The 23,646-nt window shown below is 67.2% G+C and carries 24 protein-coding genes; 19 read left to right on the forward strand and 5 right to left on the reverse strand.

All coding sequences use genetic code 11. The features are described from left to right. The first annotated feature begins 3 nt into the window (after positions 1-3). Positions 4-804: an alpha/beta hydrolase gene (locus tag BMX78_RS02110; protein WP_091415716.1), complete on the forward strand. Its 801-nt coding sequence runs from the start codon at positions 4-6 to the stop codon at positions 802-804. A gap of 45 nt (positions 805-849) precedes the next feature. Here BMX78_RS02110 and BMX78_RS02115 read toward each other — a convergent pair whose 3' ends face one another. Further along, entirely contained in the window at positions 850-2,157 is a 1,308-nt protein-coding gene (locus tag BMX78_RS02115) for an AI-2E family transporter (protein WP_091415719.1), read from the reverse strand. 191 nt (positions 2,158-2,348) lie between these two features. Between BMX78_RS02115 and BMX78_RS02120 the strand changes: the two genes are divergently transcribed. From BMX78_RS02120 to BMX78_RS02160, 9 genes are all read left to right on the forward strand, one after another. Next, positions 2,349-4,052 (forward strand): DUF8094 domain-containing protein, encoded by a 1,704-nt coding sequence (locus tag BMX78_RS02120; protein ID WP_170850658.1) that lies wholly within the window; start codon positions 2,349-2,351, stop codon positions 4,050-4,052. Positions 4,053-4,104: 52 nt separating this feature from the next. Next, positions 4,105-5,079 (forward strand): tetratricopeptide repeat protein, encoded by a 975-nt coding sequence (locus tag BMX78_RS02125; RefSeq protein WP_091415724.1) that lies wholly within the window; start codon positions 4,105-4,107, stop codon positions 5,077-5,079. Continuing rightward, entirely contained in the window at positions 5,079-6,176 is a 1,098-nt protein-coding gene (locus BMX78_RS02130; protein WP_091415726.1) for an NADH:flavin oxidoreductase/NADH oxidase, read from the forward strand. The genes BMX78_RS02125 and BMX78_RS02130 overlap by 1 nt, the downstream gene beginning before the upstream one ends. 15 nt (positions 6,177-6,191) lie before the next feature. Continuing rightward, positions 6,192-6,479 (forward strand): DUF3253 domain-containing protein, encoded by a 288-nt coding sequence (locus tag BMX78_RS02135; protein ID WP_091415728.1) that lies wholly within the window; start codon positions 6,192-6,194, stop codon positions 6,477-6,479. A 112-nt stretch (positions 6,480-6,591) separates the two neighbouring features. Beyond that, positions 6,592-7,467, forward strand: coding sequence for an ABC transporter ATP-binding protein (locus BMX78_RS02140; protein ID WP_285314453.1), 876 nt, complete (start codon positions 6,592-6,594; stop codon positions 7,465-7,467). Then, positions 7,449-9,020 carry a transporter gene (locus tag BMX78_RS02145; RefSeq protein WP_091415730.1) on the forward strand — a complete coding sequence of 524 codons (1,572 nt, stop codon included), beginning with the start codon at positions 7,449-7,451 and terminating at the stop codon, positions 9,018-9,020. The genes BMX78_RS02140 and BMX78_RS02145 overlap by 19 nt, the downstream gene beginning before the upstream one ends. Positions 9,021-9,041: 21 nt before the next feature. Then, positions 9,042-9,824 carry a glucosamine-6-phosphate deaminase gene (gene nagB / locus BMX78_RS02150; RefSeq protein ID WP_091415732.1) on the forward strand — a complete coding sequence of 261 codons (783 nt, stop codon included), beginning with the start codon at positions 9,042-9,044 and terminating at the stop codon, positions 9,822-9,824. 118 nt (positions 9,825-9,942) lie between these two features. After that, entirely contained in the window at positions 9,943-10,275 is a 333-nt protein-coding gene (locus tag BMX78_RS02155; protein WP_370455872.1) for a DUF3039 domain-containing protein, read from the forward strand. Continuing rightward, positions 10,275-12,059 carry a DEAD/DEAH box helicase gene (locus BMX78_RS02160; RefSeq protein ID WP_091415735.1) on the forward strand — a complete coding sequence of 595 codons (1,785 nt, stop codon included), beginning with the start codon at positions 10,275-10,277 and terminating at the stop codon, positions 12,057-12,059. Before BMX78_RS02155 ends, BMX78_RS02160 begins: the two co-directional genes overlap by 1 nt. 89 nt (positions 12,060-12,148) lie before the next feature. Here BMX78_RS02160 and BMX78_RS02165 read toward each other — a convergent pair whose 3' ends face one another. Beyond that, positions 12,149-12,787: an isochorismatase family protein gene (locus BMX78_RS02165; protein ID WP_091415737.1), complete on the reverse strand. Its 639-nt coding sequence runs from the start codon at positions 12,785-12,787 to the stop codon at positions 12,149-12,151. Beyond that, positions 12,787-14,115: a nicotinate phosphoribosyltransferase gene (locus tag BMX78_RS02170; RefSeq protein ID WP_091416052.1), complete on the reverse strand. Its 1,329-nt coding sequence runs from the start codon at positions 14,113-14,115 to the stop codon at positions 12,787-12,789. The genes BMX78_RS02165 and BMX78_RS02170 overlap by 1 nt, the downstream gene beginning before the upstream one ends. Before the next feature lie 363 nt (positions 14,116-14,478). Between BMX78_RS02170 and clpS the strand changes: the two genes are divergently transcribed. From clpS to rdgB, 6 genes are all read left to right on the forward strand, one after another. Next, entirely contained in the window at positions 14,479-14,862 is a 384-nt protein-coding gene (gene clpS / locus BMX78_RS02175) for an ATP-dependent Clp protease adapter ClpS (protein WP_091415739.1), read from the forward strand. Next, entirely contained in the window at positions 14,855-15,421 is a 567-nt protein-coding gene (locus tag BMX78_RS02180) for a DUF2017 domain-containing protein (RefSeq protein WP_091415741.1), read from the forward strand. Before clpS ends, BMX78_RS02180 begins: the two co-directional genes overlap by 8 nt. A 123-nt stretch (positions 15,422-15,544) precedes the next feature. Further along, positions 15,545-16,540: a glutamate racemase gene (gene murI, locus BMX78_RS02185; RefSeq protein ID WP_091415743.1), complete on the forward strand. Its 996-nt coding sequence runs from the start codon at positions 15,545-15,547 to the stop codon at positions 16,538-16,540. Continuing rightward, a complete protein-coding gene (locus BMX78_RS02190) occupies positions 16,537-17,334 on the forward strand; it encodes an MBL fold metallo-hydrolase (protein ID WP_091415746.1) in 798 nt (265 codons plus the stop codon). Before murI ends, BMX78_RS02190 begins: the two co-directional genes overlap by 4 nt. 79 nt (positions 17,335-17,413) lie before the next feature. Beyond that, complete coding sequence (rph, locus tag BMX78_RS02195; RefSeq protein ID WP_091415747.1) at positions 17,414-18,172, forward strand: ribonuclease PH; 759 nt, start codon at positions 17,414-17,416, stop codon at positions 18,170-18,172. Continuing rightward, positions 18,169-18,834, forward strand: coding sequence for an RdgB/HAM1 family non-canonical purine NTP pyrophosphatase (gene rdgB, locus BMX78_RS02200; protein WP_091415750.1), 666 nt, complete (start codon positions 18,169-18,171; stop codon positions 18,832-18,834). Before rph ends, rdgB begins: the two co-directional genes overlap by 4 nt. A gap of 89 nt (positions 18,835-18,923) precedes the next feature. On the opposite strand, the gene BMX78_RS02205 is transcribed toward rdgB, so the two are convergent. Next, positions 18,924-19,718, reverse strand: a complete 795-nt coding sequence (locus BMX78_RS02205) for a DedA family protein (protein WP_091416054.1) — start codon at positions 19,716-19,718, stop codon at positions 18,924-18,926. A 149-nt stretch (positions 19,719-19,867) separates the two neighbouring features. Between BMX78_RS02205 and BMX78_RS02210 the strand changes: the two genes are divergently transcribed. Then, the gene (locus BMX78_RS02210; protein WP_091416057.1) at positions 19,868-20,878 is read left to right on the forward strand and encodes a 3'-5' exonuclease; all 1,011 of its coding nucleotides are present in this window, start codon (positions 19,868-19,870) and stop codon (positions 20,876-20,878) included. A 72-nt stretch (positions 20,879-20,950) separates the two neighbouring features. Next, complete coding sequence (locus tag BMX78_RS02215) at positions 20,951-21,430, forward strand: DUF4395 domain-containing protein (RefSeq protein WP_091415753.1); 480 nt, start codon at positions 20,951-20,953, stop codon at positions 21,428-21,430. Here the strand turns inward: BMX78_RS02215 and BMX78_RS02220 are convergent. Further along, positions 21,411-22,493, reverse strand: a complete 1,083-nt coding sequence (locus tag BMX78_RS02220; RefSeq protein WP_091415755.1) for an ADP-ribosylglycohydrolase family protein — start codon at positions 22,491-22,493, stop codon at positions 21,411-21,413. The genes BMX78_RS02215 and BMX78_RS02220 overlap by 20 nt on opposite strands. 192 nt (positions 22,494-22,685) lie before the next feature. Here BMX78_RS02220 and BMX78_RS02225 point away from each other — a divergent pair, with 192 nt between their 5' ends. Then, entirely contained in the window at positions 22,686-23,612 is a 927-nt protein-coding gene (locus tag BMX78_RS02225) for an aquaporin (protein ID WP_091415757.1), read from the forward strand. Positions 23,613-23,646 lie beyond the last annotated feature (34 nt).

The following is a 23,646-nucleotide window of genomic DNA, read 5'->3' on the forward strand; positions in this document are numbered from 1 at the left end:
GGCATGACTTTTGATCCGTCGTCGTACGAATTCAGCCAGTCCACGGGCCCCACGCCCATCCGTGCTTCCACTGTCCTGCCGGCCAGGCGTGAAAACGTGGAGCTGAAGACGCAGGACGGGCATACCCTGGTGGGAGAACTGGCGCTTCCGGAATCCGGACCGGTCAACGCCACCCTTATTACCCTGCATCCGCTGCCCACCCACGGCGGTTTTATGGATTCGCATGTGTACCGCAAGGCCTCCTACCGGCTGCCGGCGCTGGCCGGAATCGCGGTGCTCCGGTTCAACACCCGCGGCACGGAGTCCCCCCGTGGTACCAGCACGGGAGCCTTTGAAGAAGGCATTGGGGAGCAGCACGATGTGGAGGCGGCCGTCCGCTTTGCCGTGGAACGCGGCCTGCCCAACCGGTGGCTGGTGGGCTGGTCCTTCGGCACCGAGCTTGCCCTGATGTACGGGGCGGTTGAACCGGTGGCGGCGCAAATCGAGGGTGCCATCCTGCTCTCGCCCCCGTTGCACCGGGCCAAGGATTCCCACCTTAGGCAGTGGGCACAGTCCGGGAAGCCGCTCACGGTGCTGGTGCCCGAGCATGACGACTACCTGCAGCCGGAGGCCGCGAAGGAGCGCTTCAGCCTGGTGCCGCAGGCCCGCCTGGTGGGCGTCAAGGGTGCCAAACACTTGTGGGTGGGGGAGAAGTACGCCGGGCGGGTCCTGAACGAGATAGTGCATGAAGTGACCGGCGCAGGATCAGCGGGAACCAGCCTTCCGCAGGAATGGGACGGGCCGGTGGCCAACGCGCCGGCCTAGCGGTTTGGCCGCTCCGGTGCCCTGGGAACTCCGGTGCCCCGGTTCCTAGTGCTTGTCCTGCCGCACGATATAGATTTCCTTGATCAGCAGCAGGATGGCCGCCGCGGTGGGAATGGCGATCAGGGCGCCCAGGACCCCCAGCAGGCTGCCGCCTGCGATGACCGAGATGACGGCCACCGCGCCGGGGACGGCCACGGCCTTCTGCATGATGCGCGGCGAGATGAAGTACGCCTCGAACTGCAGGTAGGCAAAGTAGCAGATGCCGTAGACGACGGCGGTCTGCCAGCCCACGGTGAGGGCGATGAGGACCACCACCACGCCGGCGATCATGGCCCCGACTAGGGGGATGAAGGCAAGCAGCGCCACCACAAAGGCAAGGAGCAGGGCGAACGGAACCCCCGCAATCGTCATCACGATAAAGGCGAACGTGGCATTCAGCAGTGCCACGCAGGCCTGGCCGATGACGTAGTTGCCCACCGACTTGGTGATTTCCTCGGACAAGGCCTCCACCCGGTGGCGGCGCGAGCGTGGTGCAAGCCTGTAGCCCCACCTCTTCATGGCTGGCAGCGCCGCCAGGAAGTACAGGCTCAGCACCAGGACGATCAGGGCACCGAACAGTCCGTTGGCCACCGTAGAGCCGAAACCCACCACTCCGCCCGCGATGCCGCCCACGGCTTCGGGGTCGTTGACGAACTTGTTGACTTCCTCGGCGATCCGGTCCCGGACGCCGAACTGGTCATCGAGGGTACGGAACAGGTCCGAGTTCATAAAGTCCCTGACCCATACCGGTGCCTGCTCCACAATCTCGGTGACCTGGTCCACGATGGTGGGGATGAGGGTGGCGAAAAAGCCGACGACGGCCGCCACCAGCACGCTGACGGACACCAGGATGCCGGCCGGGCGGGGAATCCTGCGGCGTTCCAGCCACCCGACCACCGGTTCAAGGCCCAGGGCGATGAAGAGGGCGGCGACGATCCACAGCAGCAGCTGGGTGGTGTGGGACCCGATCCAGTAGACCAGCAGCGCCACCCCTACGCCCACGGTGCCCATAAAGCCCATATACAGCGGGTGCTGGGGGGACATGCGGGGCCCGGGGTCACCGAACTGCGGCCGGCTCACGCCGTCGGGATCCGCGCTGGGCTCCTCGTGCTGTGAATACTCCGGCGGCATCTCGAACCGGAGCCTCGGCTGGGCTCCGGGCAGCGGCTGGCGAAGGCGGCGGACCACCAGTCCGAGGGCAGCAGCCGCCCCCCTCCGGTGCGCCGGGGCAGGGTCCTGGGGCGCCTTCGCCGAAGGCTCTGCACCCTCCGGATTCTCGTATGCCGCGGAGGACTCGTCCGTCTTGTCAGTCACTGGGATGTGGGGCCTGTTCGGTGCGTGGCGCCGCTGCTGCGGGCCGGTGTGATGATCATCGCAAACACTATCAGCAGCCTTGTCAACACCCGCGGAAGGGCGTTCTCCGTGGGCCCCGCCGGACGTGGTTACCCCTGCCGGTCCGGGGCCGTGGTAACAAAACCGTTACTATTGAAGCTAAACCCCCGCTGATGATAGGTGTTCCCTTGCGTTTAAAGACTGCAGTCGCACTCGTGCTGCTCGGCCTCCTGACACTGCTGGCCGGCATCGGCCAGAGAACCATCTGGGCCCCTTCCGAAACGTTTACGGCCTCTGCGCCTGCAGACGGGCAGGCGGCGCCGCTGACCGTCATAGACCAGAAGCTGCGCACGCTGCACGGCGGCACCGTCAAGATCAACGTCGAGGGTGACGGCAACTTCCTGCTCACAGCCGGCCGCCCCGACGACGTGGACGCCTGGGTGGGTCAAACCGCGCACAACACCATCACGGGGGTTTCGGAGGACGGAAAGTCCCTCCAGGTTGATCACGCCGACGGCGAAGCCACGGCTCCCAGCCCGGCCGGCTCCGATCTGTGGGTCTCCACCGAGAACGCAAGTGGTGAGCTGGAATACTCCTGGACACCGCCTGCCGACGGTGACTGGACGCTCCTGCTGGCCTCGGACGGAACCCGGCCCGCGCCGGCCTCCATCTCCATGACGTTCCCGAACGATACCTCCACCCCCTGGGCCATCCCGCTGATGGTCTTGGGCTCGCTCCTGATCCTGGCCGGCATCGTCCTGGCCCTGCTCTCGGCCCGCAAGCGCGACGGTGAAGGCAGCGGCAAGGGCAGCGGGTTTGCCCAGCGTGCCCGTGCCCGGTCCGAAGCCCGCACGTCCTCCCGGCTGGGCATGGTGGCCGCCGGAGTGGTCACGGTGGCTGTGGTTGCCGGAGCCGGCACCGCCGCGCAGGCAGCGTCGCCCGCACCCTCATCGGATCCGGCATCAACAGCACCGGCCGCCGGGCAGGAGCAGGCCGGCTCCCCGGTGCTGCTGGATGCGCAATTCCGCCGCATCCTGGAGCAGGTCTCCAGTGCAGCGGACACCGGTGACGCAGCCAAGGACGCAGCGAAGCTGGCAGAGCGCGTCGGCGGAACCGAGCTTGAGGTCCGGACGCAGAACTACAAGATCCGCTCCCAGGTGGGATCGTACGAGCCACGCATGCCCGTCCGCTCCACCAAGCTCCTCACCACGGTGGTCACAAAGGACCGCGAGTGGCCCCGGTCCGTGCTGGCCGTGACCCAGGGTGACGGCAACGTGGTGCCGCAGCTGCTGACCCTCGTCCAGGCGTCACCGCGCGAAAACTACAAGCTGGTGGAAACCAATCCGCTGCAGCCCGGCACTACCTTCCCCAGCATCAACCGCGGGACCGAAACACTGGCCGCGGCGGACAAGACAGGGCTGCTCTACAGCGGTGAAGAAGCCATGTCCGGCCTGGCCGACCGCCTGACCAGCGCCGATTCCGCCTTCAAGGACAAACTGGTGGAAGGCGAGTCCTCGCCGTACATCGCCGACACCCTGTCCTACCAGTCCGAGGTGGTCAAGGCCGGCGAGAACGGAAACTTCTCGTTCACGCACAAGGTGGTTCCGGAAAGCACCGTTGTGTTCCGCACCGCAGACGGCGGCGCGCTGGTCCTGGGCCGGATCAACTTCGGCTTCGAGGGAACCCCCAAGGCTGCCGGCGACAAGCTGACCATCGGCGACGACGCCGCCGCCCTGGCCGGCGGCAAGGAAACCACCACCGGGATGGTCCTCAGCTTTGCCGAATCAATGGCCGTTTACGTTCCGCCCGCAGGCTCCAGCGACCCCATGAAGCTTGTGGCGGCAACCCGCGGGCTCGTAGGGGCCAGCTTCAAGTAGTCCCGATTGTGCTGTACCCCCGGCAGCGGCCGGAGTGGCTAGAGTGGAAAGCATGAGTTCGCCAGCTTCCCGCCCAGTCCCTCCTGCCGCTGCCAACCTGCTTAACCTGCGCGGCGCCGTCGATCTTTCCTCCCTGAAGCAGCGCCCGGCCCCGTCCGCCCCGCCCCCTGGAAACGGCGGTGACCAGCCCGGCCAGGCCCCCGGTGGCCCGGAACTGAAGGTCGACGTCACCGAGGCCAATTTCCAGCAGCTCGTGGAGCTCTCAGCGCAGGTCCCCGTGGTGTTTGCACTGTGGGCCTCCTACTCGCCCGAGTCCGCCGGCATGCTGGACGTCCTCGAACAGGTAGTGGACAGCTACGGCGGCCGGCTGGTCCTTGGCGCAGCCGACATCGAAGCCTTCCCGCAGCTGGCCCAGGCGTTCCAGGTGCAGGCGGTGCCCACCGCCGTTGCCGTGCTGAAGGGGCAGCCGGTCCCGCTCTTCCAGGGCGGTGCCGACGAACAGCAGGTCCGCAGCCTCTTTGACGAACTGCTGAAAGTCGCCGCAGCCAACGGCGTGACGGGCAGCCTCGGCGGGGGAGCCGGGGCAGAAGCGGAGCCCGCGCCGCTCCCGCCGCTGCACCAGGCCGCATTTGATGCCATCGAAGCCGGCGACTACGCTGCCGCGGCTGACGCTTACCGCCAGGCGCTGAAGGACATGCCGGCCGACCATGAGGCCAAGGCCGGGCTGGCCCAGGTGGAGCTGATGCTGCGGCTCCAGCCGCTTACCGCCCAGGACAGCGAAGCCCTCCGCACCCGGGCAGCGGATGAACCGGACAACCTGGACGTGCAGTTTGCAGTCGCAGACCTGGACGTTGCCGGCGGACATGTCGAAGATGCACTGAACCGCCTGGTCAGCTTCATTGGCCGGAACTTCGGTCCTGAGCGGGAGACCGCCCGCGTCCGCCTGCTCGAGCTGTTCGAGGTGGTGGGAACGTCGGATGAGCGCGTTGCCAAGGCGCGCCAGGCCCTGGCCCGGGTGCTCTTCTAGTGTCCGCACTGTTTGAGCCGCTCAAACTCCGTTCGCTGGAGCTCCAGCACCGCGGCTGGGTGTCGCCCATGTGCCAGTACAGCTGCGATCCCGACGACGCGCCTGGGGTTCCGCACGACTGGCACCTGATGCATCTGGGCTCCTTCGCCGCCGGCGGCGCGGCGCTAATACTCACCGAGGCGGCCGCCGTCAACCCCGAAGGCAGGATCAGCCCCCGGGACGCGGGCCTGTACAACGACGCCCAGGCGGAGGCCTGGCAGCGGATCACCTCCTTCGTGCACCGTTATGGTGCGGCGGACGTAAAAATCGGCGCCCAGCTGGCCCATGCCGGCCGGAAGGCTTCCACCTACTGGCCCTTCTCCGGCCAGCACGGCAGTGTCCCGGAGCCCGACGGCGGCTGGGCCACCCTGGGACCCTCACCCTCGGCGTTTGACGGGTATGCCCAGCCCGCCGAAATGACGGAAGAGCAGATCCAGCAGGTCATCAGCGACTTCGCCGCCGCGGCAGTCCGTGCCGTTGATGCCGGATTCGACACTGTGGAGATCCACGGGGCCCATGGCTACCTGCTGCACCAGTTCCAGAGCGCGCTGATCAATGCGCGGACTGACGCCTGGGGCGGGGACGAAGCGGGCCGGAACAGGCTCATGCTTGCAGTGGTGGGTGCGGTGCGGGATGTCATTCCTGATTCGATGCCCCTGCTGCTGAGGATCTCGGCCAGCGACTGGGCCGAGGGCGGCGTGGATCTTCCCGCCTCCGTGCGTCTGGCCCGCCAGGCTGCCGAGCGCGGCGTGGACCTGGTGGACGTTTCCAGCGGCGGAGCAGTGGCCCATCAGCAGATCAAGGCCGGTCCCGGCTACCAGACCGGATTCTCCGCCGCGATCCGCAGTGAGGCCGGGGTGCCCACCGGTACCGTGGGCCTGCTGACCTCCGCAGGCCAGGCCGAGCACGCCGTCGCCACCGGTCAGGCCGACGGCGTTTTTATCGCCCGCGCCGCCCTGCGGGATCCGCACTGGTGGCTGCGGGCAGCGTTCGAACTGGGCCACGCCATTCCGTGGGTGCCGCAGTACGAGCGTGCGGTGCCGCGCCGGACCTTCTGACCGCCGGTGTGTGACATGGCGGACGGGAAACGCGAAGAGGCACAGCTCCCTGATGGCAGCTTGGACCGGCAACTCGAGGCCACGATCCTGGCGCTCCTGGCTGCCAGGGCCGCCACGTCCACCATCTGCCCGTCGGATGCAGCCCGCGCTGTTGGCGGCGACACCTGGCGGGACCTGATGGAACCTGCCCGCAAGGCTGCGCGCCAGCTGGTGGACGCCGGCGAGGTGGAGATCACCCAGGGCGGGTCAGTGGTTGATCCCGCCACCGCCAAAGGTCCCATCCGCATCCGCCGTAAGCGATAGGACCGGCGGTCTAAGACCAGCCCGGCAGGACCGGGAGGCTTCGGGCCCGCGCCTGCTTTTCTACTCCTGCAGGAGGACCCCGAAGCCGGAGGGTGAGGACTAGTCTGGCTTCATGACAGCCCAGCACCCTGAACCGGTACAGCACGCTGATCCGGTACAGCTCACTGCTCCAGTACAACCCTCTGATCCAGTACAGCCTGAAACGGTACCGCAGCCTCCGCTACAGCCGGCTCCCATAGCGGCACTGTCCATCCGCGGGCTGGCCAAGCGCTTCGGGCAGAAGATCGCCGTGGACGGCATCAGCCTGGACGTGCCGGCCGGTTCCTTCTTCGGGATCGTGGGCCCGAACGGCGCCGGCAAGACCACCACGCTTTCGATGGCCACGGGGCTCCTCCGCCCTGACTTCGGCACAGCTGTGGTCCACGGGGTTGACGTTTGGGCCCGGCCGCTGGAGGCCAAGCGGCTGATGGGCATCCTGCCCGACGGCGTGAGGCTGTTCGACCGGCTCACCGGTGAGCAGCTGGTCACCTATGCGGGGCTGCTGCGGGGCATGGACAAGGACGTGGTGGCCAGCCGCGTGGGGGAACTGCTCACAGCCCTGGACCTGGCCCAGGACGCGGGCACGCTGGTGGTGGACTACTCCGCCGGCATGACCAAAAAGATTGCCCTGGCTTCGGCGCTGATCCATGCTCCCCGGCTGCTGGTGCTGGACGAACCTTTTGAAGCAGTGGACCCGGTCTCGGCGGCCAATATCCGCTCCATCCTGGACAGCTACGTGGCCTCGGGCGGGACAGTGATTGTCTCCAGCCACGTGATGGACCTGGTGCAGCGCATGTGCGACCACGTTGCCGTGGTGTCCGCCGGGCGGCTTTTGGCCGCGGGCACCGTGGACGAGGTCCGGGCCGGGGCCTCGCTGGAGGACCGCTTTGTCCAACTGGTGGGCGGGCGCAGCCATACGGAAGGGCTGGAATGGTTGCGCACCTTCTAAGGCTCAAACTCACGCTGCTGCGCAACGGCCTGCGGCGCAGCCCCTGGCAGCTGGTGGGCATTGCGTTTGCCGGACTGTATGCACTGGGCGTGGTGGCCACGCTGGTGGTGGTGCTGGTGCTGCTCCGCCGCGCCGAACCCGAACTCGTGCAAACCGCCGTGGTGCTTGGCGGCGCAGCTGCCATCCTGGGCTGGGGCATCATTCCCGTGGTTGCTTCGGCCACGGACATGACGCTCGATCCTGCCCGCTTCACCACCTTTGCCATTCCCATGAAACAGATGCTGGCAGGGCTGGCACTCGGCGGGCTGATCGGAATTCCCGGGCTGGCCACCACCCTGGTGGCATTGGCCACTGTAGTCAGCTGGTCCCGCGGCGTTCTGCCCGCGGTCGCAGCCCTCGTGGGAGCAGTGCTGGGAGTACTGACCTGCATTGTGCTCTCCAAGGTGGTCACCACAGCAACCGCGAGCCTCGCCGCATCCCGGCGCTTCAAGGACGTCAGTGCCATCGCGTTTATGGTGCCCCTGGTCCTCCTGGGTCCCATCGTGGCGGGAGTCAGCCGCGGAATCTCCGCCTCTGCAGGCTTCCTGCCCGAGTTTGCCCAGGCAATGTCCTGGACTCCGCTGGGTGCCCCCTGGGCTATCGCCGGGGATCTCGAAGCAGGCCAACCGGGAGCGGCCGCCCTGAAGCTCCTGATATCCGTTGCGGTCTTGGCCGGACTCACCTGGTGCTGGAAGCTGCTGCTGGAGCGGGCACTGGTCAGTCCGCCGTATTCGGGCAGCGGCAAGCGCAAGGGCGGAAAGCTGGGCCTGTTCGGTCTCCTGCCGGCTGTTCCTGCCGGCGCCGTGATGGCCCGGTCCCTCACGTACTGGATCCGCGACCCCCGCTACTCCGGCTCACTCATCGTGGTACCGCTGCTCCCGGTGGTGCTGGTGTTCCAGGGCAGCCAGACCGGCGACTTCAGCACGCTTGCCCTCCTGGCACCCCTGACGGCGTTTATCCTCGCCTGGTCCATCTCCGCCGATGTCTCCTATGACAACACCGCCTTCGCACTGCACCTTGCCAGCGGCGTCCGGGGCGTGCACGACAGGCTGGGCCGGGCGCTCGCCTGCCTGGCCTTCGCCCTGCCTGTTGTCCTGGCGTTCGCCATTGGCCACGCTGCATTCGCCGGGGAGTGGGCTTCCCTTCCGGCCCAGCTGGGGTTGAGCCTTGGGATCCTCCTGACGGGGCTGGGACTGTCTTCCGTGGTGTCGGCCCGCTACACGGTGGCCGTTCCGCTGCCGGGGGACAGCCCCTTCAAGAAGCCGCCCGGAAACGTGGGCCAGACCCTCGCAGTGCAGTTCGCCGGGATGGGGATCCTCTTTGTCCTGGTCCTGCCCGAGGCGGCGCTGCTGATCGCCCAGCTGGTCACGGGCAACAGTCTCTTTGGCTGGCTCAACCTGGCTGTGGGGCTCCTGCTGGGGCTTGCGCTTCTTGTCACTGGCGTGAGGCTTGGCGGGAAATGGCTGGACGCCCGCGGGCCGGAGCTGCTGGCCCAGGTCACGGTCAACCGCTGAAAAGGCCCTGGAAGGAAGAAGATGGAAGTCGTTATCCTCAACGGCAGCAAACAGATCGGCAAGCTGGCAGCTGACGCCATCGGGGAACTGCTCCGGCACAAGCCGGACGCTGTCCTCGGCCTTGCCACCGGATCCTCGCCGTTGCCCATCTACGATGAACTGGCCGGCCGCCACGAGCGCGATGGCCTGGACTTCAGCCGGGCGCACGGGTTTGCCCTGGACGAATACGTTGGACTGCCCGCCGGCCACCCGGAATCCTACCGCGAGGTGATCCGGCGCGAGTTCACCAACCGGGTGAACATCGCCCCGGAGAACGTCCACGGCCCGGACGGCACGGCCGCCGACATTCCCGCTGCCTGCCAGGCGTACGAGGACTCCATCGCTGCAGCGGGCGGCATCGACCTGCAGCTGCTGGGCGTGGGCACCGACGGCCACATCGGATTCAACGAGCCCGGATCCTCCTTCGCCTCCCGCACCCGGATCAAGAGCCTCATCGAACAGACACGCCGGGACAACGCCCGTTTCTTTAACAGCCTGGCCGAAGTCCCACACCATGTCCTCACCCAGGGGCTGGGCACCATCATGGAGGCCAGGCATGTGATCCTGGTGGCAACGGGGGCACAAAAGGCGCAGGCAGTGCGGGAATTCGTTGAAGGGCCGGTGGCTGCCATCTGCCCGGCATCGGTGCTGCAGTTCCATCCCCACGCCACCGTCCTGCTGGACGAGGCAGCCGCCTCGGCCCTGAAACTGGCGGATTTCTACCGCCACACCTACGACAACAAACCGGCCTGGCAGGGCCTCTGACCGCAGACCGGCGGGCAGGGTGACCGGGAGGAAAGCACGACGGCGGCAGGTCCCCGGCGGCGCGGCCGGAGCCTCCGGCGTCGAACGTCCAGTTGCCGGAACGGCTAAGATGGATCGCATGACTAGCATGACGGACCCTCTCGACAACGACCCGATGCGTGAGCTTTCCGGGGCTGGATCGTCCACAGCCACCATTGAGCGCGAGGAACTGCGCCAGGAAGTGGAGCCCGGGGACCGGGAGCGCTTTTCGCACTATGTGCGCAAGGAAAAGATCATGGAGTCCGCGCTGACCGGGGAGCCTGTTATTGCCCTGTGCGGCAAGGTGTGGACGCCGGGCCGGGATCCGCAGAAGTTCCCGGTGTGCCCCATGTGCAAAGAGGTCTATGACGGCCTCCGCCCGGGCAACGACGGCGGCAAGGGTCCCGGAGGGGACTCAGGCAACAACAAGTAGTGACGGAGACGCTCTTTGGCGGCCCCACCCTGCCTCCGGCTTATCCGGAACGTGCAGCCTGGGGAACCGCCCCGAAACTCCGTGCCTGGCAGCAGGAAGCCCTGGACCTCTACCTGAGGGCGAGTCCGCGGGATTTCCTCGCGGTGGCTACTCCCGGCGCCGGTAAAACCACCTTCGCGCTGCGGATCGCCTCCACGCTCATAGACTCCGGTGCCGTAAACCGGGTGACCATTGTGGCGCCTACCGACCACCTGAAGCGCCAGTGGGCGGACGCGGCAGCCAAGGTCGGCATCGCCATCGACCCCAACTTCAAGAACTCCGACGGCCAGCACGGCCGCGGCTTCATCGGTGTCGCCGTCACATATGCCCAGGTGGCCAGCAAACCCCTGCTGCACAGGGCCAAGACGGAGGCGGTGCGGACCCTGGTGATCCTGGACGAAATCCACCACGGCGGTGAGGCCCTTTCCTGGGGCGACGGGCTCCGCGAGGCCTTCGACCCCGCGGTCCGGCGGCTGTCCCTGACCGGAACCCCGTTCCGCTCCGACACCTCGCCCATCCCGTTTGTGGAGTATGCGCAGGACCGGGACGGCATCCGCCGCTCCAAGGCTGACTACACCTACGGCTACGGCAACGCCCTGCGGGACCACGTGGTCCGTCCGGTGATGTTTATGGCCTACTCCGGGCAGATGCGCTGGCGCACCAGTGCCGGCGAGGAAATGGCTGCCTCGCTCGGCGAAGCCGCAGTCACGAAGGACATTACGTCCCACGCCTGGCGCACGGCGCTGAATCCGGCCGGCGAGTGGATTCCTGCCGTTCTGGCCGGTGCAGACAAGCGGCTCAGTGAAGTGCGGCGTACCGTGCCCGACGCCGGCGGCCTGGTCATCGCCACCGACCACGAGGACGCGCGGGCCTACGCCGGGCAGCTGAAAAGGATCACGGGGCAGTCGCCCACCGTCATTCTGTCCGATGATGCGAAGGCCTCCAGCAAGATCGAGGAGTTTTCGGCCGGGGACCAGCGCTGGATGGTGGCCGTCCGCATGGTGTCCGAAGGCGTGGACGTTCCGCGCCTTTCTGTCGGCGTCTATGCCACATCCACGTCCACCCCGCTGTTTTTCGCCCAGGCCGTGGGCCGCTTCGTGCGTGCCCGCAAAAGGGGCGAGACGGCGTCGGTCTTCCTGCCGTCGGTCCCGCAGCTGATGGCTCTGGCCAACTCCATGGAAATGGAACGCGACCACGCCCTGGACCGGCCGGAGAAGGAGGACGGGGACGGGCTCTTCAACCCCGAAGACTCGCTCATGGACGAGGCCAACCGCGAGGAGAAGGCCTCCGACAGCCTGACCAAGGGCAAATTCGAGGCACTGGACTCCCAGGCGTCCTTCGACCGTGTGCTGTTCGACGGCGGCGAGTTCGGAACCGGCGGCGAGGTTGGCTCCGAGGACGAACTGGACTTCCTGGGCATTCCCGGGCTGCTGGATGCCGAACAGGTGGGCACCCTCCTGCGGCAGCGCCAGCATGAACAGCTCAACCGCAAGAACCGGAAGGCTCCTGCGGCAGCTGCGCAGGCTCCGGCGCCGGCTGTCCCGGACCACAGGCTGCTGATGGACCTCCGGAACGAGCTGGCCAAAAACGTGGCCGCTTGGTCAGCCCGGACCGGTACACCGCACGGTGTGGTGCATACCAAACTGCGCACGGTGTGCGGCGGTCCGCCCGTGGCCCAGGCGAATGAGGAACAGCTGCAGTCACGCTTGCGGAAGCTCCAGGACTGGTTCGTCGGCAGGAAATGACAGTGTTTGGCGAACGAAGAGGCCCGGTGCACAGCACCGGGCCTCTTCTGTTGTTACTGTTCCTTAGCTGCATCTGCAGCCGCGGGCGGTCAGGCGACGTCCACGCCGCCGAGTTCCAGTTCTGTGACGGTTTCCTCCAGGTCATCGGCAATCCCGGCGGTGAGGGAGCGGATGACGGTGACGGAGTAGCCCGCCTGCACGGCGTCCAGCGAGGTGGCCTTGACGCAATAGTCCGTGGCGATGCCCACCACCACAACATCCTCGACGTCGTTGCTCTGCAGCCAGTCGTCCAGGCCGATCGCGTCTTCGTCCGGGGCGAACCGGTCAGCGTCGCCGGAACCGGGCAGCGCGCCCGGCTGCCGCTCACCGGTGGGAACGGCGTCCTCAGGGGCCAGCAGCCCCTCGAAACCGGAGTAGGCGGCGGCGAACTGCCCTTTCTGGAAATAGGCCTCGATGTATTCGGTGTCCAGGTCCGGGTGAAGCTCGGCTCCGCGGGTCCCGGCAACGCAGTGCGGCGGCCAGCTGTCAACGAAGTCAGGGGTTTCGGAGAAGTGGCCGCCGGGATTGATGTGCCAGTCCTGGGTGGCCACGATGTGGTCGAACTCGTTGTGGTGCGCGTCCACGTATTCGCTGATGGCGCCGGCCACATCCGCGCCGCCGGCAACGGCCAGGGAGCCGCCTTCGCAGAAGTCGTTCTGGACGTCGACGATGATCAGGGCCCGGGACATCAGTTCTCCTCGTAATTGGTGGGAATAGCTGCTTCCCCGCGCTGGAGGCGGTTGACCACGGCGGGCAGTTCGGCCATGGTTTCGGCGTGCCGGCGGCGGGCACGGACCACGCCTTCATGGCCGGTCCAGCCCGGCATCAGTTCGCCGTTCTTCATGAACTGCTGCAGCAGCGTGCGGTCGTTGCCGTCGTCCTCCGGCCGGTGGCCCACGCCCACGACCTCGGCGGTGGCAATGCCCCGCTCGTCCAGTTTCCGCAGGGCGTACTTCCGGCCGCCCACGCTGGCCTTGTTCTTGGCGGCCTTGGCCACGGAAACGAAGTCTCCGTCGCCGTCCGTTCGGCTGACCAGCTTGTAGACCATGCTGGCGGTCGGTGCTCCGGACCCCGTCACCAGAGAAGTGCCCACCCCATAGGAATCCACCGGTGCGGACTGAAGCGCGGCAATCGCGAACTCGTCCAGGTCCGAGGTGACCACGATCTTGGTGTTCTCATTGCCCAACTGGTCCAAAAGCTGGCGCACCCACTGGGCCTGCGCCACGAGGTCGCCCGAATCAAGCCGCACGGCGCCAAGGCGTGGACCGGCAAGGTCCACGGCCGTACGCACGGCTGTTTCGACGTCGTACGTGTCTACCAGGAGGGACGTGCCCTCCCCAAGGGAGGCAATCTGTGCCTCGAAAGCATCCCGCTCCGTATCGTGCAGGAGGGTGAACGAGTGGGCGGCGGTGCCCACAGTCTTAACCCCGTAGCGGATGCCCGCCTCGAGATTGGACGTGCTGTCGAACCCGGCAATGATGGCCGCCCTCGCGGACGCGGTGGCCGCCTCCTCGTGCGTGCGCCGGGAACCCATTTCGATGCACGGGCGGCCGCCGGCAGCACTGACCATCCGGGACGCGGCGGAGGCGATGGCGCTGTCGTGGTTGAGGACCGAGAGCAGGTAGGTCTCCAGCATGCAGGCCTCGGCGAAGGTGGACTCAACAATGAGGATGGGGGAGTACGGGAAGTAGGCCTCGCCCTCCGGGTAGCCCCAGATATCACCGGAGAAACGGTAGGACGCCAGGTACTCCAGCGTTTCCTCGTTCACCACGTTGGTGCGGGCCAGGAAGTCCAGTTCCGCCTCCCCGAACCGGAAGTTCGCGATGCCCTCCAGCAGCCGGCCGGTGCCTGCCACGATGCCGTACCGCCGGCCGTCCGGGAGCCGCCGGGCAAAGGCCTCAAAGACGGACTTCCGGTGCGCGGCGCCCGAATGCAGGGACGCCTGCAGCATGGTCAGCTCGTAATGGTCTGTGTAAAAGGACGTGCGGGGATGGTCCCAGCCGGCTGAGGTGCTCACGAAAGTCACTCTAGTCCCCACCGGCTCCCACGTCTCGCTTCGCTTCGCCGCGGGCCCCTCGCCGGTGTGGGCCCTCCCACCGGCTCCCACGTCTCGCTTCGCTTCGCCGCGGGCCCCTCGCCGGTGTGGGCCCTCCCACCGGCTCCCACGTCTCGCTTCGCTTCGCCGCGGGCCCCTCGCCGGTGTGGGCCCTCCCACCGGCTCCCACGTCTCGCTTCGCTTCGCCGCGGGCCCCTCGCCGGTGTGGGCCCTCCCACCGGCTCCCACGTCTCGCTTCGCTTCGCCGCGGGCCCCTCGCCGGCGTGGGCCCACCCGGAATGGGGCCATCCGGCGTGGGTCCATCCTCCCCCTTAGAATGGACAGATGACCTTAAGCGTTGCGCTCGGCCCTGATACCCAAGAGGGCACCCGGACCGGCACAGAGGAGTCCACCGGCTTCCTGGCCGCACCGGACATCCCCTGGAACCTGGTGATCTGGAATGATCCCGTAAACCTCATGAGCTACGTCAGCTATGTTTTCCAAAGCTACTTCGGCTATTCCGAGACCAAAGCGAACAAGCTCATGATGGAGGTCCACAAAAAGGGCCGCTCGATTGTTGCCAACGGCAGCAAGGAACAGGTCGAGCGCCACGCGGTGGCCATGCACGGTTTCGGGCTGTGGGCCACCGTGGAGAAGGCCAGCGGCGGACCGGGCGGCAATTCAGGCAAGTCCGGCGGGTCCGGCCAGGGTAAGGGAAAACGTGGCTAAGGCGTTCAAGTACGGACTCAAAGGCATTACGGGCTACCTGGAGCCAACGGAGCGGGAGCTGCTGCGCAGCCTCATCGACGACGTGATCTCCATGCTGCAGCCCGAGGACCGCTCCGGCCAGGACCCGCTGGCTGCCCTGATCGGCCTCGACATGGATGTTGCCGAGCCCTCGGACCGGGCGGTGAAGCGGCTCCTCCCCAACGTGATGAAGAACGACGGCGCCGCGTCCCTTGAGTTCCGCCAGCTCACCGAGCGGTCCTTGCGTGAGACGAAGATCGGCGCGCTGCGGGCGGCGGCCCTGGACCTGGACAAGGACGAGATCGTTCTCTCTGCCGAAGGCGCCAAGCACTGGTCGATGGCGCTGAACGATGTCCGGCTGGTCCTGGCGGAGCGGCTGGACATCCAGGACGAAGAGGACGCCGAGCACGTCCACCTCATGCAGGACTGGTCCCAGGCGGAGGATGTGGAGAGCTATCTGGCCCTGGTCTACAACTTCGCCACCTGGCTCCAGGAATCGCTGGTGCAGGCCATGCTGCAGTCGCTGGACACCCGTCGTTGAGGCTTGGCCCCGGCCGTCCGCGCGGGTCGTGTGAGAAATTAGACATGAGTCGCAGGCCACAACATGATGGCTGAGGCCGCAGGGAAGACCTATCCTCGAATAATCATGACAACAGCCTCGAGCATGGATCCGTCAGCTGTAGCAGCAGGATCCGAAGCCAGCGACCTGCCGGCCGCCGCCGTGGAATCACGGCCCATCGGTGTCTTCGATTCCGGAGTAGGCGGCCTCACGGTGGCACGCTCCATCATCGACCAGCTCCCCAACGAGTCCATCCTCTACGTAGGGGATACAGCGCACGGGCCCTATGGCCCGCTGCCCATCGCGGAAGTCCGGGCCAACGCCCTGGGCGTGATGGACGAACTGGTGGACTCCGGCGTCAAGCTGCTCACCATAGCCTGCAACTCGGCGTCGGCCGCTGTGCTCCGCGACGCCCGGGAACGGTACACCGCGAAGTACGGCATCCCCGTCATTGAGGTCATCCAGCCGGCGGTGCGGCGCGCCGTTGCTGCCACCCGCAGTGGACGGGTGGGCGTGATCGGCACCTCCGCCACCGTGGGCTCGCGTGCCTACGAGGATACGTTCGCCGCCGCTCCGGACCTGGACATCACCTCGGTGGCCTGCCCGGAGTTCGTCAGCTACGTCGAGGCAGGAATCACCACGGGCCCGGCACTGCTGGCCGTGGCGGAGCAGTACCTTGCCCCGCTCAAGGCCGCCGGCGTGGACACTGTAGTCCTCGGCTGCACCCACTACCCGCTGCTGACAGGTGTCATCTCCTATGTGATGGGAGCGGACGTCACCCTGGTGTCCAGCGCGGAGGAAACGGCCAAGGACGTCTACCGCGCCCTGGCCACCCATAACCTGCAGCGCACTGAAACAGCCCCGCCCGAGCACCACTTCGTGGCAACCGGGGACGCCGGCCAGTTCGAGGCGCTGGCCCGCAGGTTCCTGGGGCCCGAAGTCCTCTCCGTCCGGCACGTGGACCATGTGGCGGCCCAGTATCCCACGGGCAGCCTAGCCCGCATCACCCCTGAAATGATCGCCGCCGCGCAACGTGCCGGGACCCGCCAGCGGATTTCCAACTTCGTGGGCAGCTCCGTCATCGGGGGTCCGGGCCAATGAAGCTCACCATTGTCGGCTGTACCGGATCCTTTCCCGGGCCGGGATCCCCGGCGTCGTGCTACCTGCTGACCGCGCACGACGGCGAGCGGAACTGGAAAGTGGTCATGGATCTGGGCAGCGGGGCACTGGGCGCCATCCAGCGGTACACCGACCTTGAGGACATCGATGCGATCTTCCTGACCCACCTGCACCCGGACCACTGCATGGACCTCTGCGGCCTGCACGTCGCCGTCCGCTGGAAGCCGGGCGGCTGGGAAAGGGGACGGATTCCCGTGTGGGGACCGGCTGCCACGGCAGACCGGATGGCCACCGCCTACGGACTGGAGCTGGACCCCGGCATGCGCGAGGAGTTCGACTTCACCAACTGGGCCGAGCGTGAGCCCGTGACCGTGGGTCCCTTCACCGTGACGCCCTTCGCCGTGAACCATCCCATCGAGGAGTGCTACGCGCTCCGGGTGGAAGTGGTGGAACCGGACAAGGAAGGCAACCGGATCACCAAAACGCTGACCTACTCCGGCGACACGGACTCCTGCGCAGGCCTCGAGGAGGCCGCCAAGGACGCGGACCTGTTCCTGTGCGAAGCGGCCTTTGAAGAAGGCCGGGATGACGGCATTAAGGACGTCCACCTGACCGGCAAGCGCGCCGGGGAAGCTGCTGCCGCCGCCGGTGCCCGCAGGCTCCTGCTCACCCATATTCCCGTGTGGACGTCGCAGACCACCGTCATGGCGGAGGCCCGTCCGGCTTTTGGCGGCGACGTTGCCGTGGCAGTTGCCGGAGTGCACTACACCGTCTAGGGGCGGGATGCTGGTGCGGGGACTGCCCGGCTCTTTGCCCGAAACATCCGTGCCGCGCGGCAGTGGATAAGCTAAAGGCATGACTTCTGAAGCAACTGCAGTGCCCATCGTGCGCGGCGACGGCCGCGCCCCGGACCAGCTCCGGCCCATCAGCATCACCCGTGGATGGTCCAACCAGGCCGAGGGCTCGGCCCTGATCGAGTTCGGCAACACCAGGGTGCTGTGCACGGCTTCCCTCACTGCGGGGGTTCCGCGCTGGCTCAAGGGCGAGGGCCGCGGCTGGGTCACCGCCGAGTACGCCATGCTGCCCCGCGCCACCAACACCCGGTCCGACCGCGAATCCGTCAAGGGCAAGATCGGCGGCCGCACGCACGAGATCTCCCGGCTCATCGGCCGTTCCCTGCGCTCCATCATTGACACCAAAGCCCTGGGCGAAAACACCATCGTGCTGGACTGCGACGTGCTGCAGGCTGACGGCGGCACCCGGACCGCCGCCATCACCGGCGCCTACGTAGCGCTCGCTGACTCCATCCGGTTCGCCCGCGACAACAAGTTGATCGCCAAGAACGCCCAGCCCCTGATTGACACCATCGCAGCGGTATCCGTGGGCATCATCGACGGAGTTCCCATGCTGGACCTGCCGTACGTTGAGGATGTCCGGGCCGAAACCGACATGAACGTGGTGGTCACCGGTTCGGGCAAGTTCGTGGAGGTCCAGGGAACTGCCGAGGGTGCGCCCTTTGACCGTGCGGAACTGGACCAGCTCCTGGACCTCGCCCTGCTCGGCACCACCCAGCTTGCGGCCATCCAGCGCGAAACCCTGGCAGACACCCTGTGACCGCGGCCTCCGCCGCGGGGCAGGGGACAGCCCCGCGCCTGGTCCTGGCCACCCACAACAAGGGCAAGCTCCGTGAGCTCCGTGAGCTCCTGCGCGGGCAGGTACCGGGGCTCGACGTCGACACGCAGGTTGTGGACGCGGCGGCGGCAGGTGCTCCCGACGTCGTCGAAACGGGCGTGACGTTCGCCGAGAATTCCCTGCTCAAAGCGCGGGCAGTTGCCGAAGCGACCGGCCTGGTGGCGATCGCCGATGATTCCGGGCTCGCTGTGGATGTGATGGGCGGAGCGCCGGGCATCTTCTCGGCCCGGTGGGCCGGCAGCCACGGTGACGACGCCGCGAACCTGCGGCTGCTGCTCAACCAGCTTTCCGATGTTCCGGACCCCCACCGTGGCGCCGCCTTTGTCTGTGCGGCGGCGCTGGCGGTGCCGGCGGCCAACGGGGGTGCCGGGCGTGAAGTCGTGGAGTACGGGCAGCTGGAGGGCGTGCTCCTGCGCGAACCACGCGGTGACGGCGGGTTCGGCTACGACCCCGTGCTTCAGCCGGCGGGGGAGACCCGCAGCTGCGCGGAACTGTCCGCCGACGAGAAGAACGCCATCAGCCACCGCGGCAAGGCCTTCCGGGCGCTCCTGCCCGCCATTGTGGAGGCCCTCCAGCACCGCTGAGCAGGCGACTGCGAAGATGACACAAAGAAGGGTGTGTTCCGGGCCGAAGCCTGGAACACACCCTTCTCTACGCTGTGGCAGACGTGCTGCTACTCGGGCCGCGTCCCGTCAAGGTGGCGGGGTGTTTTGTGCTCTTCCTCGGGTGCGTGTTCTTCGATGAACTCGTCTACCGGGTCCGTGCCGTAGGCCGTTGCCTGGCGCCTGGCGGACATGCCGCGCAGGACCTCCACCCCGATGGGCAGTACGGAGACCAGCACGATGGCGATGAAGATGATGTCCAGGTTGTCCCGGACCCAGGGGATCCGGTCGCCCAGCAGGTATCCCAGGAGCGTCACGCCGCCGCCCCAAAGGAAAGCGCCGATGACGTTGTACAGGAAGAACTTCTTTTTGCTCATCTGGGCAACGCCCACGATGACCGGGACGAAGGTCCGGATGATCGGGACAAAGCGGGCCAGGATCAGCGCTTTGCCGCCGTGCTTCTCGAAGAAGGCGTGGGCATTTTCAACGTTCTCGCGCTTGAAGAGGCGGGAATTGGGCTTGTTGAAGATGGCCGGTCCCGCTTTGGAGCCGATCAGGTAACCGGTCTGGTTGCCCACGATGGCCGACACAACAATCAGCAGCGCGAGAAGCCAGACGTTGAACTTGATGGTGTCGGTGGCCACCAGCAGGCCGGCGGTGAACAGCATGGAGTCGCCCGGCAGGAAGAAGCCCACCAGCAGCCCGGTTTCCGCGAAGACGATGCCGCAGACAAGCAGGAGCACCCAGGGTGCCAGGGCAGGATCGGCCAGGAAGACCTGGGGGTTCAGCCAGTCGGGCAGGAAGGAGGCCAGCTGTGGCTGTACCGGTCCCGCACCGCCCAGCATGGACACAGCGAAGTCGTTCATCACAGGAAAGTTCACTCCTCAAGGGTACTTGACACGCCTCTTCCTCCCTGTGGCGGCGGAAGGTGCCGGCCGGGGCGGCCGGGTGATTTCGGCGACAGGACGGCATGGGTGACACGGGAACGATAACCTTCGAAGGTAAGGTGGGGCCCGTGGGTTTGGACTTTACGGCGATCGACTTCGAGACTGCGAACGGATTCCGGGGGTCCCCGTGTTCAGTGGGCCTGACGAAGGTCCGGGGCGGCAAGGTGGTTGAGGAAGCCTCCTGGCTCATGCGCCCGCCGGCCAGCCACGACCACTTCGACTACCACAACGTACGGATCCACGGCATTACTGCTTCGGACGTCGCGGGCCGGCCCCGGTTCGGCGAGCTCTTTCCCGAGATCGGCGCCTTCATTGGCGATGACATCCTTGCGGCGCACAATGCGGCCTTCGATCTCGGTGTGATCCGCTCCGGGCTGGAGGTCTCGGGACTCCCCGGTCCGGCCTACGACTACGTCTGCACGGTGATGCTGTCCCGGCGCTGCTACTCCCTGGTGTCCAACTCCCTGCCCTTTGCCGCCGAGGAGGCCGGAGTGCCGCTGGTCAACCACCACGACGCCGCCGAGGATGCCCGCGCCTGCGCAGGCATCCTGATCGATATCGCCGGCCGCAACGGGGCCAACAGCATCGCCGAACTCTATCTGTCACTGGGGCTTGTCATGCCGCGCCAGGAGGCGTTCGACCCCGCCCGGGACACGTTGTCGAAGCCGAGCCTCGCCGCCCTGTCCGGCGCGGCGGGCAGCGGTGCAGGGCTGGTCCGGCAGTTCCAGGGCGGCTGGCCTGAAGAGGGAGCCAACCCCGAACCCAATCCGCTCGCCGAGCCCGGCCACCCGCTCTACGGCCAGACGGTGGTTTTCACCGGGCAGTTGTCCATCGGGCGGCCTGAGGCGAAGCAGCGATCTGCCGAGTTCGGTGCCAGGCCGGAGAGCCGCGTGACGGGACGCACCACGGTCCTGGTGGTGGGGGACGGCTTCGTGGCCTCGGACCTCCGCTCGGGAAGGCTCACCGGCAAGGCGCGCCGCGTGCTCGAACTGCACGAGCGGGGGCAAGCCATCGAGGTTCTTTCCGAGGGCGAGTTCCTGCAGATGGTGGGCAGTTTCGCCGGAGCCCTGAGCGCCTGAGCAGCCCGGGCGCACGGTCACGCGGCGCAACAAACCTTCCGCCCGGCGTCGGCCTCCACCTAGCCTTGCCTCATGCGCAAGGTCTTTGCCTTCCCCAATCCTGTGAACGAGTACGCTGCCCGCGTGACGGCGGGGCTGGTAGTTGTCCTGTCGCTGCTGACGGCGGCCGCCGGTTCAGGATGGGGGCTGGCGGCCATCGCCGCCGGGTTCTGGCTCCGGGTCCTGTTCGGGCCCCGGATCTCGCCCCTGGGACTGCTGTCCGTGAAAGTCATCACTCCACGGCTGGGCCGGGTGAAACTGGTTCCCGGGCCGCCCAAGCGCTTCGCCCAGGGCATGGGGGCAGTGGTCTCCACCGCGGCCCTGGCCCTCTTCGCGGCCGGCGCTGTTCCTGCCGCTTGGACCATGCTGGCAATCCTGATCGTGGCGGCGTCGCTTGAAGCGTTTGCCGCCTTCTGCCTCGGCTGCGTGATCTTCGGATTCCTGCAGCGGCGCGGGCTGATTCCGCAGGAAGTCTGCGAGGCCTGCAACAACATCAGCCTTCGCCGGTTGTGACCTTCACCAGCTGGCCGGCCATGCCGCGGATCACGTCCTGCCCTTCCAGCACCGCAAGCCATTCCGAGGGCAGGCAGGCCTCACCATAGAAGGCACCGAGGATGTTCCCGGCGATGGAGCCGGTGGAATCGCTGTCGCCGCTGTGGTTGACGGCCAAGGCAACAGCATGGCGGAAATGCTGCAGCGGTTCCGCCGGGGCGGCATCCGGGAGGGTGGCCAGTACGGAGTAAAGCGCGACGGCGAGGGCTTCTTCAGCGACCCAGCCCTCACCGAGTGCCTGGACCATTTCCTCGGGTGTCACCACTCCCTTTCCCGCCAGCCGGAGTGCGGCCTCCAGCCGTTCCAGCAACTCGGGGGCTGCGCCGTCGAGGCCTGCGGCATGGGATAGCGCCTCGGCTGCCGCTTCCCGGAGCCCGGCGCCGGCCACCACATGGTGGATGAGCAGGCTGAAGGTACCCGCGCTCTGGCGGGCGGACGGGTGGCCATGCGTAAGGGAAGCGGCGTCGGCACTCAGTTTGTAGACGGCGTCGGCGGTGATGTGCGGGATTAGTCCGAACGGGGCCGAGCGCATCACCGTTCCGCAGCCTTTGGAGTCAGGGTTCACGGGCCGGAACGAGGTGCCCATTTCCCCGGTGGCAAGCCCGGAAAGGCAGGCTTTGCCAGGATGCCGCCGCTGGTGGAGCACCTCCTGGGCGTCGATCCAGCGTGGCTGGGGGACCGGGGCCGAGGCGGGCGCTGTTTCCCCCTGGGTGGCATACCAGCGCAGGTACGCGAGCCACAGGCAGGCGTTGGCGTCGGCGCCGACTCCCGAGTTTGCCCACTCCAGCGCCTCGACGAGGCCGTCCACTGTGTACAGGGTCATTTGGGTGTCATCGGAGAAGCGGCCGGGGCCCGCCAGGGCTTCGAAGCCCGTCAGGCCGGCCGCGCCGTAGCGGGCGCGGATCTGATCCATCGTGTCGAACTCCACGGCGTAGCCCAGGGAGTCGCCGAGGGCGCCGCCCAGGAGTGATCCGTGGATACGGGACTTAGGGGAGGGGATGGAAGCGTCCGGCTCGATACTCATGGTTGCAAATTTACCGTGGCTGCCAGCGGCTGGCTGACGCCGCGGGCGGCCGGAGCAGCGTTGCCGGCGCCGGGTCCGCTGCTGTGCCAGCTGCTGTCGGCTGGCGTCCAGCGAACGCACAGTCTGCACTGGAATAATGCCGGGGTTGCCTGATCGCAACGTCCGTTTCCGCCTACCTCGAAGGTCATCACCATGAGCACGCCTGTCCCGGCCCGTCACGATGCAGTCCAGCCGTCCGGTGCTGTTGCAGCCCAGCCACGGCTTCTGCCACGTTTGGCCGCCGAGGCGTTTGGAACCTTCTTCCTGGCGCTCGCCGGGCTCGGTGTGCCGCTGTTCAGCCTCCCGCAGTCCAGCCCGCTGCCTGCCGCCCTTGCTGCCGGGCTCGCGGTGACGGCGGCAATGCTTGCTTTCGCCCACGTTTCAGGCGGGCATTTCAACCCTGCCATCACGGCCGGGCACCTCGTGGCCGGCCGGATCCGCCTGGGGGCAGCTGCCGCCTATACCGTGGCCCAGGCAGCCGGGGGAATGGTAGCCGCGCTCGCTCTCTACGGAATCCTGCGCACGCTCCCAGGGATCGCGGACAGCCGGACGGCCTTCGACACCGTTACCGCCGGCTTCGGTGAACACTCCATCATCCAGGCCCCGCTGGCCGCCGTGCTGCTGCTGGAGATGATCGGGGCCGCGATCATCACCGCCGTGTTCCTGGGAACAGCCCGCCAGGACAGCAGCGGCCCCAGCGCAGCGCCGGTTGCCGTTGGCCTGTCCTTCGCCGTCCTTCTGCAGCTGGGACTGTCGGTAGGCAACCTGCCGTTCAATCCGGCCAGGGCCGTTGCCTCCGCAGTATTCAGCTCGGGGTGGGCTGTTGAGCAGCTCTGGGTATTCGTTGCCGCTCCCTTGGCAGGCGCCGTCATCGCCGGACTGGCGTTCCGCATTTTCAATGCCGCTCCGGCCGTGTCCGCTGCCTCCGCTGAAGCCGCGGCGGCGGGCAACGATGGCGACCAGGTCCCGGCGGTTGAAGAGTTCGTGGCAGCCCGTGAGGCGGACCCAAAACCGGCCACCAAGGACACAAAGACCAAAGCCAGCGAGGCCCAGGAATTCTTCGACGGAAAGCGCGGCTGAACCTGCCGGTGATGCGGCAGCTGCGGCGTTTGCC

The organism is Arthrobacter sp. OV608 (assembly GCA_900110595.1).
Classification (GTDB): domain Bacteria; phylum Actinomycetota; class Actinomycetes; order Actinomycetales; family Micrococcaceae; genus Arthrobacter.

Excerpts from the sequence above, each read along its gene's own strand:
- BMX78_RS02110 (WP_091415716.1), top strand. The coding sequence starts at position 4 with ATGACTTTTGATCCGTCGTCGTACGAATTCAGCCAGTCCACGGGCCCC.
- BMX78_RS02120 (WP_170850658.1), top strand. The coding sequence starts at position 2,349 with ATGATAGGTGTTCCCTTGCGTTTAAAGACTGCAGTCGCACTCGTGCTG.
- BMX78_RS02125 (WP_091415724.1), top strand. The coding sequence starts at position 4,105 with ATGAGTTCGCCAGCTTCCCGCCCAGTCCCTCCTGCCGCTGCCAACCTG.
- BMX78_RS02135 (WP_091415728.1), top strand. The coding sequence starts at position 6,192 with ATGGCGGACGGGAAACGCGAAGAGGCACAGCTCCCTGATGGCAGCTTG.
- BMX78_RS02140 (WP_285314453.1), top strand. The coding sequence starts at position 6,592 with ATGACAGCCCAGCACCCTGAACCGGTACAGCACGCTGATCCGGTACAG.
- BMX78_RS02145 (WP_091415730.1), top strand. The coding sequence starts at position 7,449 with ATGGTTGCGCACCTTCTAAGGCTCAAACTCACGCTGCTGCGCAACGGC.
- nagB (WP_091415732.1), top strand. The coding sequence starts at position 9,042 with ATGGAAGTCGTTATCCTCAACGGCAGCAAACAGATCGGCAAGCTGGCA.
- BMX78_RS02155 (WP_370455872.1), top strand. The coding sequence starts at position 9,943 with ATGACTAGCATGACGGACCCTCTCGACAACGACCCGATGCGTGAGCTT.
- BMX78_RS02165 (WP_091415737.1), bottom strand. The coding sequence starts at position 12,787 with ATGTCCCGGGCCCTGATCATCGTCGACGTCCAGAACGACTTCTGCGAA.
- clpS (WP_091415739.1), top strand. The coding sequence starts at position 14,479 with ATGACCTTAAGCGTTGCGCTCGGCCCTGATACCCAAGAGGGCACCCGG.
- murI (WP_091415743.1), top strand. The coding sequence starts at position 15,545 with ATGGATCCGTCAGCTGTAGCAGCAGGATCCGAAGCCAGCGACCTGCCG.
- BMX78_RS02190 (WP_091415746.1), top strand. The coding sequence starts at position 16,537 with ATGAAGCTCACCATTGTCGGCTGTACCGGATCCTTTCCCGGGCCGGGA.
- rph (WP_091415747.1), top strand. The coding sequence starts at position 17,414 with ATGACTTCTGAAGCAACTGCAGTGCCCATCGTGCGCGGCGACGGCCGC.
- BMX78_RS02205 (WP_091416054.1), bottom strand. The coding sequence starts at position 19,718 with ATGAACGACTTCGCTGTGTCCATGCTGGGCGGTGCGGGACCGGTACAG.
- BMX78_RS02215 (WP_091415753.1), top strand. The coding sequence starts at position 20,951 with ATGCGCAAGGTCTTTGCCTTCCCCAATCCTGTGAACGAGTACGCTGCC.
- BMX78_RS02220 (WP_091415755.1), bottom strand. The coding sequence starts at position 22,493 with ATGAGTATCGAGCCGGACGCTTCCATCCCCTCCCCTAAGTCCCGTATC.
- BMX78_RS02225 (WP_091415757.1), top strand. The coding sequence starts at position 22,686 with ATGAGCACGCCTGTCCCGGCCCGTCACGATGCAGTCCAGCCGTCCGGT.